This window comes from Mycobacterium kyogaense (genome assembly GCF_003254575.1).
GTDB classification, from domain to species: Bacteria; Actinomycetota; Actinomycetes; order Mycobacteriales; family Mycobacteriaceae; genus Mycobacterium; species Mycobacterium kyogaense.
The window spans coordinates 1-11,722 of the sequence record NZ_QJUA01000033.1 but is presented as its reverse complement, the minus strand read 5'-3'; the positions used below and the strand labels follow the sequence as shown (position 1 = coordinate 11,722).

12 protein-coding genes are annotated in these 11,722 nt (G+C 62.2%); 7 read left to right on the top strand and 5 right to left on the bottom strand.

The genetic code is table 11. The features are described 5' to 3' along the window. Nucleotides 1-40: 40 nt before the first annotated feature. Genes DMB80_RS20145 through DMB80_RS20130 form a run of 4 tightly spaced genes read left to right on the top strand, consistent with a single transcriptional unit; the run spans nucleotide 41 to nucleotide 3,969 of the window. Entirely contained in the window at nucleotides 41-883 is an 843-nt protein-coding gene (locus DMB80_RS20145) for an SDR family NAD(P)-dependent oxidoreductase (protein ID WP_162938630.1), read from the top strand. Beyond that, complete coding sequence (locus DMB80_RS20140; protein WP_111511489.1) at nucleotides 883-2,055, top strand: acyl-CoA dehydrogenase family protein; 1,173 nt, start codon at nucleotides 883-885, stop codon at nucleotides 2,053-2,055. Before DMB80_RS20145 ends, DMB80_RS20140 begins: the two co-directional genes overlap by 1 nt. Further along, entirely contained in the window at nucleotides 1,959-3,209 is a 1,251-nt protein-coding gene (locus DMB80_RS20135) for an acyl-CoA dehydrogenase family protein (RefSeq protein WP_162938629.1), read from the top strand. Before DMB80_RS20140 ends, DMB80_RS20135 begins: the two co-directional genes overlap by 97 nt. After that, complete coding sequence (locus DMB80_RS20130; protein WP_162938628.1) at nucleotides 3,193-3,969, top strand: enoyl-CoA hydratase/isomerase family protein; 777 nt, start codon at nucleotides 3,193-3,195, stop codon at nucleotides 3,967-3,969. The genes DMB80_RS20135 and DMB80_RS20130 overlap by 17 nt, the downstream gene beginning before the upstream one ends. Nucleotides 3,970-3,975: 6 nt before the next feature. Here the strand turns inward: DMB80_RS20130 and DMB80_RS20125 are convergent, their stop codons facing one another. Further along, on the bottom strand, nucleotides 3,976-4,725 hold the full coding sequence (locus DMB80_RS20125; RefSeq protein WP_111511486.1) for a TetR/AcrR family transcriptional regulator: 750 nt from the start codon (nucleotides 4,723-4,725) through the stop codon (nucleotides 3,976-3,978). A 100-nt stretch (nucleotides 4,726-4,825) separates the two neighbouring features. Continuing rightward, complete coding sequence (locus tag DMB80_RS20120) at nucleotides 4,826-6,367, bottom strand: long-chain-fatty-acid--CoA ligase (protein WP_111511485.1); 1,542 nt, start codon at nucleotides 6,365-6,367, stop codon at nucleotides 4,826-4,828. A 171-nt stretch (nucleotides 6,368-6,538) separates the two neighbouring features. Between DMB80_RS20120 and DMB80_RS20115 the strand changes: the two genes are divergently transcribed. Then, nucleotides 6,539-7,696 carry a thiolase family protein gene (locus DMB80_RS20115; RefSeq protein ID WP_111511484.1) on the top strand — a complete coding sequence of 386 codons (1,158 nt, stop codon included), beginning with the start codon at nucleotides 6,539-6,541 and terminating at the stop codon, nucleotides 7,694-7,696. A 92-nt stretch (nucleotides 7,697-7,788) separates the two neighbouring features. Here DMB80_RS20115 and DMB80_RS20110 read toward each other — a convergent pair whose 3' ends face one another. From DMB80_RS20110 to DMB80_RS20100, 3 genes are all read right to left on the bottom strand, one after another. Beyond that, entirely contained in the window at nucleotides 7,789-8,850 is a 1,062-nt protein-coding gene (locus tag DMB80_RS20110) for an LLM class F420-dependent oxidoreductase (RefSeq protein ID WP_111511483.1), read from the bottom strand. Nucleotides 8,851-9,058: 208 nt separating this feature from the next. Continuing rightward, a complete protein-coding gene (locus DMB80_RS20105) occupies nucleotides 9,059-9,373 on the bottom strand; it encodes a DUF732 domain-containing protein (RefSeq protein WP_111511482.1) in 315 nt (104 codons plus the stop codon). Between the two features lie 53 nt (nucleotides 9,374-9,426). Further along, nucleotides 9,427-9,738: a hypothetical protein gene (locus DMB80_RS20100; protein ID WP_240431293.1), complete on the bottom strand. Its 312-nt coding sequence runs from the start codon at nucleotides 9,736-9,738 to the stop codon at nucleotides 9,427-9,429. Nucleotides 9,739-10,024: 286 nt separating this feature from the next. Here DMB80_RS20100 and DMB80_RS20095 point away from each other — a divergent pair, with 286 nt between their 5' ends. Together DMB80_RS20095 and DMB80_RS20090 are read left to right on the top strand one after the other, a co-directional pair. Then, the gene (locus DMB80_RS20095) at nucleotides 10,025-10,933 is read left to right on the top strand and encodes an MlaE family ABC transporter permease (RefSeq protein ID WP_111511480.1); all 909 of its coding nucleotides are present in this window, start codon (nucleotides 10,025-10,027) and stop codon (nucleotides 10,931-10,933) included. Further along, nucleotides 10,933-11,722, top strand: a 790-nt coding sequence (locus DMB80_RS20090) for an ABC transporter permease (RefSeq protein WP_111511479.1), incomplete at its 3' end; no start/stop codon positions are given. The genes DMB80_RS20095 and DMB80_RS20090, both read left to right, overlap by 1 nt.

Here is an 11,722-nt window from a genome sequence, read left to right as displayed (position 1 = left end):
TGATGTCCAGCGAAGCGCGTCTTCTGAGAGAAGGTTCGATGTGAAGGCACGATCTCTGAGCGGCAAGGTCGCCATCGTCACCGGAGGTTCACGCGGGATCGGGAAAGCGCTGACCAACGCGTTCGCCGAGGAGGGCGTAGTCGTCGCTATCGGCGATGTCGATATCTCGGAGCCGACTCGGGCTGCATTCGCCGCACCTCTCGACGTGTCCGATGCCGCCGACTTCGGGAAGTTCTTCGACGAAGTCGAGAAGCGACTAGGCCCGGTGGACATCCTCGTCAACAACGCTGGAATCATGCCGACGGGACTGGTCGACCAGATGAACCCGGCCGTGAATGCGCGGATCGTGCAGGTCAATCTGCTGGGAGTCATGAACGGGATAGGCGAAGCCACTCGACGCATGAAGCCCCGCGGGCATGGCCACATCGTGAACGTGGCCTCCTTGACCGCACGACTTCCCGGCGCCGGGGTCGCGGCGTACTGCGCCTCGAAAGCCGCTGTGTTGGCTTACTCTCAGGCAGCCGATATCGAATTGGACGGCACAGGAGTAAATCTCAGCATCATCCTGCCGTCGCTGGTGAAGACGGACCTCGTCGCAGGCATCGAGGTGAAGCGCGGCACGCCGACCTGCACGCCCGATGATGTCGCGGCGCGGGTTGTGGATGTCCTGCGTAGGCCTCGGTTCGAGGCCTACGTGCCGCGTTCCGTAGCGCCCGTTGCATTCATTCACCAATCGTTGCCGAGATGCGCACGGAAGTTCGTGGCGCGTATCACCAACGCTGATCGCATGATTCAGGAGATGGACGCCGATGCCAGGGTCGGCTATGACGCCCGTCTTCAGCAGGTTGTCGACAAGGCACCGAAATCGGGAAGGAGCGTGTGATGTCGGCAGAGGAGCTCGATGACTTCCGCAGCGAGGTCCGCGCCTGGCTGGAGGACAATTGCCCGGAGTCGATGCGCACGCCCATGACGCTGGACGAAGTACCGTCGGGGGGGCGCTTCCCCTCGCAAAATCCCGATACCGACGTGTGGATGCGGCGCGCCGCCGAACGCGGGTTCACGCTGCCCAATGTGCCGGTTGAGTACGGCGGGGCCGGTCTGTCGGCCCAGCAGGTGAAGGTGCTGAACCAGGAGATGGTGCGCATCGGAGCGCGACCACCGCTGCTGGGTTCCGGAATCTCCCTGCTTGTGCCCACGCTCCTGCGCTTCGGCACCGAAGAGCAGAAGAAGCAACACATTCCGTTGATCGCCCGTGGTGAAGTGCTGTGGTGCCAGGGCTTCAGTGAGCCGGAGGCCGGATCGGATCTGCCCTCGCTGCGAATGTCCGCAGTGCGAGACGGCTCAGATTTCGTGCTCAATGGTCAGAAGACGTGGACGTCGTTTGCGACCAGAGCTGACTGGATGTTCGTGTTGGTTCGCACTGATCCGACCGCCCGGAAGCGCGAGGGAATCTCGATGCTGCTGGTGGACATGGCCTCGCCCGGGCTGACTGTGCGGCCGGTCCGCCAGATCAACGGCGACGACGAATTCTGCGAGTCGTTTTTCGATGACGTGCGAGTGCCCGTCGATAACGTGCTCGGCGAGTTGAACGATGGCTGGAACGTCGCCAAGTATCTGCTTCGTGCCGAGCGCGAAGACGTGCGCCCGTGGGTGGAGGGCACCTACTCCTATCCAGTCGTCGATCTCTGGCAGCAAGCGCCGCGCACTGAACCCGAACTCTGGTTACGGCTGGTCAACAATGAACTGGACCGGTTGGGGCTTGACGCACTGATGCTGCGCGCGGCCGCAGCGGCACGAAGCGGCGATCAGCGTGCGGAGCGGTTCGCCAGTGTGGTGAAAGTCATTCACACCGAGTATCAGCAGGAGCGAGCAGACTTGTCCGTGTCGTTGCGCGGCCGTGATGGACTGTGTTGGCGGGGCGAGGGCGTCGCCAAATCGGATCTGGATTTGACGCGATCGTGGCTCACATCAAGAGCGTTCACGATTGCGGGAGGATCCACCGAGATCCAGCTCAACACGATCAGCAGACAGTGGCTGGAGTTGCCGACATCATGAATGCAGCGATGATCGAAGGTATCGATGACGAGGTCGCCGAGTTCCTCTCGGTGACAACGGAATATCTCGTTGATCGAGATCCTCTGGGGCATCTGAGAAAGTTCCTGGATGGCGCCGAGGGAGTGGAGTCGTTCGACCGCGAGCGCTGGAACGTGCAGGCCGAATTGGGCTGGATGGGCATCGCGGTACCGGAAGCATCAGGCGGTAGCGGTTATTCGATATCGGTAGCCGGGCGGTTGCTGCAAGTGTGTGGCCGGTTCCTGGTGCCAGAACCGGTGTTGTCGACAGTCGGTATGGCGTTGCCGGTGCTACTGGCACAGGATTGCGCGGCCGCCCGCGAGTTGTTGACCCGAGTGAGCGCAGGTGAATGCATAGCCGCGGTCGCCGGAACGACGGAGATCTCGACGGCTGGCCTCCCCACGGCTGTCGCAATCAGGGACCGTACAGGCATGTCCACCTTCTCCGGTGTGATCAGCGCGCTCGACGTCCCCGGAGCAGACGTTGTTCTGACGACGGCGACCGTCGAGGGCGGTGTGCGTTGGCTGGCCATCGATCCGGGGCTGGCGAGCAGAAGTGAGACTCGGACCCTCGTGGACGGCCGACGGCTGTCACGTCTGGGTTTCGACGCGGTCGAGGTGTCACCGTCGGCGTTCATCGGGCCGGTGAGCACGATCGACGATGCGTGGGCCCCGGTCTTGATGCGTGGCGCCGTCCTGGCCAGTGCGTGGCTCCTCGGGATCTCCGAGCGTGCGTTCGAACTGACGATTCAGTATCTGAAGACGAGATCGCAGTTTGGTGCCCTGATCGGCAGCTACCAGGCATTGCAGCACCGCGCTTCACGCCTGTACTGCGAACTCGAGGTGGCCCGTTCCGTGGTCGACGCCGCTCTCGGCGCTTTGGACTCCGACAGTCCAGACGCCCAACTGTGGGCGTCGGCGGCGAAGGCACGGCTCGGCGATTTGGCGTTACGGGTGACATCGGAAGCCATTCAGCTGCACGGTGGCATCGGTATGACACATGAAGCCGACATCGGTTTGTACTTCAAGGCCGCCAGAACAGCCAACAGCCTGGCGGGAAACAACGCCTTTCACCGCACACGCGCTAGCAAACTCCTCAACATCAGCCCAAGAACGGAACATGATGGCGTCGACTGAAACGTATGTGACCTACGAAACGTCAGGCCCGGTGGCGACGGTGACGTTCAATCGTCCGGACAAGTTGAATGCCATCACGCGCCCGGGTCACGACCAGTTCGTGGACGCCATCAGGCGGTTCGACGCAGATCCAGCCCTCTACGTCCTGGTTATCCGCGCGGAAGGGAAGAGTTTCTGTGCTGGCAGGGACATCGCCGAGCAGGCCGGCCATGGGCATTCGCCCACAGAGGGTCTCGATGCGACGCTCACCCAGATCGGTCTACCTCGGACCGACAAAGTCGTAGTGACCGCAGCACGTGGGTATGCGCTCGGTGCAGGCGGCTACTTCTTCCTGGCTGGTGATGTGCGGATCGCCAGTCGCACATTGCGTTTCGGCCTGCGAGAGGTACCCACCGCGGTTCTCGGACCCTACTGGATTGGTAGCTTCGAGAATCTGCCGCGCCCGCTGGCCTTCCGTATCGCGATGGGAGACGACCTGACGGTTGATGAACTGCGTGAGGCCCAGCTCGTCACAGAAGTAGTGGACGACGATGATCTCGACGTCGCCACCCAGCGATGGGTGGACAAGATCCTGGCCTGGCCGCGTCAGCATGTGCTCACGACGAAAAAGCTGGCCGAGCAAGTGTCGTCGTTCCACTACACACCGCTGATGCGCGCGGCTGAGTACTACGCACGTCACGAACTAGACCAACTGGAGGACACCAAGGAAGCCGCGCGCGCGTTCGTGGAGCGCAGACCGCCTCACTTCCAGGGCAGGTGACGGGCGTCAGGCCCGGCTGGCTGCCTTTCGTGCACCGCCGGGCTCGAAGCCTCCAGCTGCACCGCTGAGGTATGACATGGTCGCTGCCGCGAGTTCAGCGATGAATTCGGCGTCCGACATGTCGTCTGACGCCAAGTGCAACGTCTGCACCACCTCCAACCGATAAAAGAGAACAGCGCGCAGCTGGAGTGCGGCGAACATCGCCGCTGCGTGTGGGCGCGGATGCCCGATCGACTCCACGCGCAGGAGGATGAGTCGAGTGATACACGCTTGGAACTCAGCGTGGATGCGGCCTTCTCGGCTGGCGACGGTCCGATCGGACGCGGCCAGGTGGGCAGTGGCCAGGAGAAAATTGGAGTTGTGGTGAGTCACCGTGACGATCTCGGCGATCACCTGTTCGAGCATGTCCTGAAGCGGCACGCCCTCCCATCGCGCTGGGCTCAACGCAGTTGCCTGGAGATGAATGGCACGTTGTGTGTAGCGCTCGTGGAGGACCTGTAGCAGTCCTTCTCTGGACTCGAAGCGGCGGTAGAAGGCACCCACTGAGTGGCCTGCGCGAGTGCAGATGTCGCTGATGGAGACTTCATCGAACGGCCGCTCGGCGAACAGTTCCTCGGCTGCGTTCAGAAGTCGTTCGAAGGTCTGAAGAGACCGATGCTGCTTGTATCCGCGGTGTCGCTGCGGAACGGCTTCCACTTTGGGTGGAGCATTGTTCGACGGCTCTACTGCCTCAACCTTGTTGGTCTTTCGTGCCACCGACTAAGCGTAACAGTGATTCGCATATTGTCTGGTCTCTGGAGATTGTGGGCTGTCCGTCTGGCTTCGCGTTGGATTCTCGAAGTTCAAAGTACGGTGGTCAGTTCACTCCGGCTGATTCGCGCAGTTCGCGGCGAAGCACCTTGCCCGCTGCGTTGCGCGGCAGCGCCTCCACGGACTCGAACTCCTTGGGCACCTTGAACTTGGCGAGTCTTTCGGCCGCGAACGCCCGAAGCTCTTCGACGCTGAAGCTGGCACCTGCGGTGAGCACGACGAAGGCCTTGGGCACCTCGCCCCAGCGATCGTCGGCTATGCCGACGACGGCGACCTCCTTGACGTCCGGGTGTTCGTACAGGGCGTTCTCCACCTCTGCCGGGTACACGTTCTCTCCGCCCGAGATGATGGTGTCCTTCATTCGATCCTTCAAGTACACGTAGCCCGCATCATCCAGACAGCCGGCGTCTCCGGTGTGAAACCACTCGCCGCGGAACGCTTCGGCCGTCGCATCGGGTAGGCGCCAGTACCCGCTGAGAATCACTGGACTCTTGATCACGATCTCGCCGATTTCACCGACGGGGACGGGCTTGTCATTCCGATCTACCACGGCGAGTTCGACTTCTGCCAGCGGTTTGCCGACCGAGAGCATTCGGGGGACGGGCGGAAGTTGATGGTCCTCGGCGTCCAGCACGGTGATGATCGTCGATTCGGTGGCGCCGTACATCTGCACGAACCCGCACCCCATGACGTCGATCGCACGTTGCAGGAGTGTGGGGGGTATGGGTGCAGAGCCGTACACCACGTGCCTGACTCGCGAGAAGTCGACCGCCTCGACCCCAGGCGCGTTGAGAAAGATCTGCAACATCGGTGTCACCAGGGGGAGCGCGGGAACGCTGTGAGTGCCAGTGAGTTCCATGATGAGTTTCGGGTCGAAATCCCGCATGACGATCAGCGAACACCCTTGAACCGCGCCGATGAACGCCCAGTTGATGCCGCCGATGTGGAAGAGCGGCGCTGTGACGAGCGCGGAATCGGTCGGTTCCCATTTCCAGAACTGGGAACGTACCGTCGGCATCAACCGGAAGTTCTCGAACAGGTACGCGTGTGAGATGAGAGCGCCCTTGGGTCGACCGGTCGTGCCGCTCGTGTAGAGCTGAAGTGCATCGTCTTCGGCTCGGGCGTCGGCGTCGCATCGAGGGTCAACGCTGGGGTTGGCGCTGAGCCAGTTCCCGTACGGATCGTCCTGAGAATCGGCGATGGTGATGACGGTCTTGACGTTCGGCACTGCCTGCTGAACTGAACGCGCCATGTCGGCGAACTCAGCGTCTGCGAAGACGATCTCACTTCCGGAATCCTCCAGAAGATATTGAATCTCGGGTGCCGCCAGGCGCCAGTTGACGGGAACCAGGACTGCCCTCGCTTTGGTGACTCCGAACAGGATCTCGAACCATTGCTGGGAGTTCTTGCCGATGATCGCAACGCGAGATCCGGGCCCGATACCCAGGTTCAGTAGACCGTTGGCCACGCGATTGCTCGCGGTGTCGACTTCTGCCCAGGTGGAACTGTGCTGACCGCTGATGATCGCCACCGAGTCGGGTGCGCGCTTGGCGTTGTCGCGAACGACGGCAGGGATCGTGCGGGTCATGTGGTCCTCCTTGACTGTCTGACCGATTTAGCATAGGAATGAGAAGATTGATTCGCAACTAGTCGAGTCGGCCAGTGTGATCGCTTCCGCGGCATCTCAGTTGCAAGTCCGCGTGCACCCGATGATGTAGGTGTCCATCGGATCCGCCTCGCACACCCCTAGGAGATAACCATGCCTGAAGCAGTGATCGTCGAGGCCGTGAGGTCGGCCGTGGGTAAGCGCAACGGTGGCCTCTCCGGGACTCACGCTGCTGACTTGTCGGCCCAGGTCCTCAATGGGCTGGTGCGCCGCGCCGGCGTCGATCCGAGCTTGGTCGACGACGTGATCTGGGGTTGCGTGAACCAGGCGGGGGAGCAGGCACTCGATATCGCACGGACATCAGTCCTGTCTGCTGGTTGGCCCGAGAGTGTGCCCGGTGTGACCGTGGACCGGCAGTGCGGATCGAGTCAGCAGGCGGTCCACTTCGCTGTTGCCGGAGTGACAGCCGGGCATTACGACGTCGTCGTCGCTGGCGGGGTCGAGGTGATGTCCCGCACCCCGATGGGTTCGGCGCTTGCCAACGGCGGGAAGCCCTATCCGCCGGTCTTCTTCGAGCGTTACAGCACGCGACCGAACCAGGGCATTGGCGCTGAGATGATCGCCGAGAGATGGGGTTTCGACCGCACGATGGTCGATCAGTTCTCACTTGATTCGCATGAAAAGGCCGCCGCGGCGCAGGACGCCGGCGCCTTCGACGATCAGATCGTTGCCATCAAGACACAAGACGCCGACGGCAACGAGGCCGCAGTGCTCAAGGACGAGGGTATTCGGCGCGGCACGTCGATCGAGAAGATGGCTCAACTGAAGCCGGCGTTCAAGGAGGACGGGGTGATCCACGCGGGCAACTCCAGTCAGATCTCGGACGGCTCCGCGGCCCTGCTGATCATGAGCGCTGAGAAGGCCACGGAGTTGGGGCTCACACCAATCGCCAGGGTTCACACCGCGACGCTTGCTGGCGCGGACCCCGTGATCATGCTGACAGCGCCGATCCCCGCCACGCACAAGGCGCTGAAAAAGTCCGGGTTGACGATAGACGACATCGGAGTGTTCGAAGTCAATGAGGCGTTCGCGCCCGTGCCGATGGCCTGGCTCAAGGAGACCGGGGCGGACGAGCGGAAGCTCAACCCGAATGGTGGCGCGATTGCCCTGGGGCACCCGCTCGGCGGGTCCGGTGCGCGCATCATGACTTCGATGCTCTATCACATGCGCGACAATGGCATCAGGTACGGCTTACAGACGATGTGCGAGGGTGGCGGTCAGGCCAACGCGACGATCCTCGAGTTGCTGTAGATCGGCGAACGGCATCCTGTCTGGTACCAGCGTACTTACACCGGGCCAGCTTCCGGATGGTCGGCGGCCTCGGCTGCGTCAACTCGGAACGGTCAAGCCGGGACGCTCGGAAGGTCGTTGCACAGCGCTGTCAACTCAGCTACAAAGCGGACGTACTCGCTGTCGTCGTCAGTGACGGGATTGGCCAGAAGGGTGGTAACGCCCGCCTCGGCGAACGCGGCAACGCGTTCGCCGAGGTAGCTGCGGGGGCCGATCAAGGACACGCAGCGCACCAGATCGTCTGGGACTGCTGCGACGGCCTCGCCCCTACGCCCGGCCAGATAGAGATCCTGAATGCGGTTGGCGGCCTCACCGTAGCCGTAGCGGGTTGCTAGATCGTGATAGAAATTGCGACCCCTTGCCCCCATCCCGCCGATGTACAGAGCGAGTTGCGGCTTGGCCTTGTGCAGGCGTTCGTCGGCGGAATCGCCGATGGCCAACGGCACGCCGACGACAACGTCGAGTGACGGCAATCCTGCGTCCCGCTTCGCCGATCCGGCGCCAAGTGATTCGCCCCAGACCGAGTCGGCCATCTCCGGGTTGAAGAACACTGGCATCCACCCTTCTGCGATCTCGGCCGCCAACTGGACGTTCTGTGGCCCTATGGCGGCAATGGTGATCGGGATCTGCTCGCGCACAGGATGATTGATGATTTTCAGCGGCTTTCCCAGTCCGGTGCCGGACTCCGTCGACAGAGGTATCTGGTAGCGCTTGCCGTTGTGCTGCACGCGCTCGCGGCGCCACACCTGCCTGCAGATCTCGACAACCTCTCTGGTGCGGCCGAGGGGTGAGTCGAAGGGAACGCCGTGGAACCCCTCAACGACCTGCGGACCAGAGGTGCCGATGCCCAGGCGGAACCTGCCGTCCGACACGTAGTCCAGACCCGCCGCGGTCATGGCCAGGAGCGAGGGGGTGCGACTGAAGATAGGCAGGACACCCGTGCCCAGTTCGATGCTCTCTGTCCGCGCTGCGAGGTAGCCGAGTTGGCTCACCGCGTCGAAGGAATAGGCTTCGGCGATGAACACGATGTCGCCACCCACCTTCTCGACTTCCACGACTCGCCTGGCCGCATCCTTGAAGTTGGCTGAGTAACCCAGCTGCACACCGATTCGCATGGTGATGTCAACGCCCCATCGTCAGGCACTCGGTGGATGGGCCGAAGGCAGTGCCGTCGTTTCGTGGTCGTCGAATGTCGGGCTGCTTCAGAGCGTCACCCACCTCGTGACTCTCGCGCTATGCGAATGCAGATTAGCATTTGTCTTCAGTGGCAGCGGGCGGCGGGGTGCTGGCCAACTGTCTGTGGTTGGCGAGGGTGATGCCGGGTCAGGGAGCGGTTTGAGCGCTGTACTGCGGGCAGTACTCGGTGACGGCTAGCGACATGAACCGCTGCGCCGCATCGGGAGTGACTTGGCCGTAGCGGCGGATACGCTCGACCACCTGCCCCGGGTTCCGGTTCCGGCTCAGGAAATAGCAGGCCGAGTGGGCCATGCTCACTATGTTGACGGCGCTGATCGTGAACCCGAGTCCCGTTGCCTTGTCCACCAAGCTGGAGTCGTCGGCGTGAGCGTCAGGTGAAGCGAACAACATGAGTACCGTCGCGACCGCGACACAGCTGGATCTCTTCACCTGCAACTGCATGTGGGAACTCCTTCGAGGATCGTCATGTGCCTGATCCGCTGCGACGCTTGTTATCACCTCGCGCACAGGTAAATTCGGGCCAGTTGATTGATCGCAGGCGTCTCCAGCGTCGCCGGCGCTCCGTACAAGCCGAGGTCGTTCATCTCGCAAACGCGGCGGCCACGGGTGAGCAATTCCCCGTCGCCCTTGAAGGCAATGGGATCGTGGGTCACTCTGAGCACGTAGTGCAGCTGTTGAAGATACTCGGCCTCGGCAGGTGTCAGAGGGGCTATCGGCTCCGCTCGTGCAGTCGGCGCGTTCATCATCACTAGGCCCGCGACGAGTAGCGAGCCGGCTAGTGAGAGACGCTTGGAATCAATCGACACGGGGACCTCTTCACGTAAGTATGACCGGATATTAGAACGGCTCGTCGGGTTACCACAGCATTTTCAGGATGTTCAGAAACGCGTAGTCGGAAGACGCATCACGGGTGCCGGCAGCGAAAAATTGTCGTGCTCGACAACGTCGGAGGCCATGAAGCTAGACCCGCGAAACGTCGTTGACAGGTTGTTACAGCTGCTGGGATGCGGGCGAGCATTTGCACATCTCCGTCTCTTTCCCCCGGCACGGCCGCTGTGTTAGCGTGCGAACTCACATTCGCAAAATGATGTGATGCAGCATACAGTCAAGCCCGATTGTGAAGGAGCCTGTTGGTTGGCCACTCAGGTTAGTGGTGGTGCCGCGCGGCGGGTACGCGTGACACCGCTGAACTCCGCCGGGCGGAAGGCCTCGCAATTGGGGGCGCGGCCGTTGAAGGCTGCCGGCACCACCGGACGCACTATCCACCTCGCCATCGCGACGGTCTGGTACGCGGTGCTGGACTCGGTTACCTTCCGGCTTCCAGTTCGCGAGTTCCTTTGGCAGGCATGGGTACTGTTCAAAGTCACAGCAGTGCCGGCGCTGCTGATGGCCGTTCCCTTCGGCGCCATGGTCACGGTCGTCACGTCAGGCCTCGTCGCCAATGTGGGCGCAACCGCGCTGCTCGGCGCGGCGAGCGGTGTGGGTGTCGTCCGGCAAGGTGCTCCGATCACCGCCGGACTTCTGATGGGTGGTGCTGCAGCCTCAGCGATTGCCTCTGATTTCGGGGCACGCGCGATTCGCGAAGAGCTCGATGCCATGAGAGTGCTCGGCGTGGACCCGGTGCGGCGACTGGTCGTGCCACGATTCCTTGCGCTCTTACTCATCGCCCCCATGCTCTGCGTGTTCATCATTGCCGCGGGCACCGGCGCGGCATTCCTGCTGTCCGTGACGGTCAACGGTGTGGCCACCGGCAGCTTCTGGAACTCATTCGGCACGTTCGCCAAAATGACCGACGTTTGGTTTGCCATCGGCAAAAGCTTGGTGTTCGCCGCAATCGTTGCCGTCATCTCTGTGCTCCGCGGGATGGAGGCCAAGGGTGGTCCCCGCGGTGTCGCCGATGCGGTGAACGCAGCAGTCGTCATCAACGTCCTCCTCATCGCGTTTGCAAACCTGGCGATCACCCAGATTCAGACGATGTTCTTCCCGATGGCGATCGCGTGATGGCCGCCCCATCCACGCTTCGGCGGATCCGACTGATCAGTCCGAGTACGTTTCTGAAGCCGGTACGAGTGATCGGCCAGTGGGTCGTGTTCATTGGCCAGACGTTCTTCTATCTGCCTCTGACGATCACTCGGTACTCACGGGAGACTTTGGCGGCGACAATCAATATGGCCTGGGGTAGAGGCTCGCTGATCGTCGACGGGGGTACCGTCAGCGTCCTGCTCATCCTCGGTATGGCAATCGGTGCGTCATTGGCCGTCGAGGCTTTGGCAACGCTCAACATCATCGGATTCGGTGCGCTGTCAGGTGTCATCGGCGGCGTGGGTGCGGTCCGCGTGATCGGCCCCCTCGTCGCCGGAATAGCCTTCACCGCGCAAGCGGGGACGCGGATGACCGCCGAGATAGGCGCGATGCGCATCTCCGAAGAGATCGACGCAGTGGACGCCATGGGGTTGCGGCCCATCCCGTTCGTCGTCGGGACCCGTATGGTCGGCGGACTGATCTGTGTGATTCCGGGTTATCTGCTGACCCTGGTCATGACGTTCTACGTACTAGAAACCGTCGTGGTCCTGCTCAACGGTGAGCCCGGCGGCACGTACGACCACTACTTCATCCAGTTCCTGAACCCGATCGACCTCCTCTACTCGTTGATCAAGGCCATCACCTACTGCGTCGCCGCGACACTCATCCATTGCTATTACGGGTATTTCGCATCGGGTGGGCCCGGTCCCTTATACCCATCTGACGCTCACGCAGAAATACCGGGTAGCTGTGCTGTCGGGTGCCGTA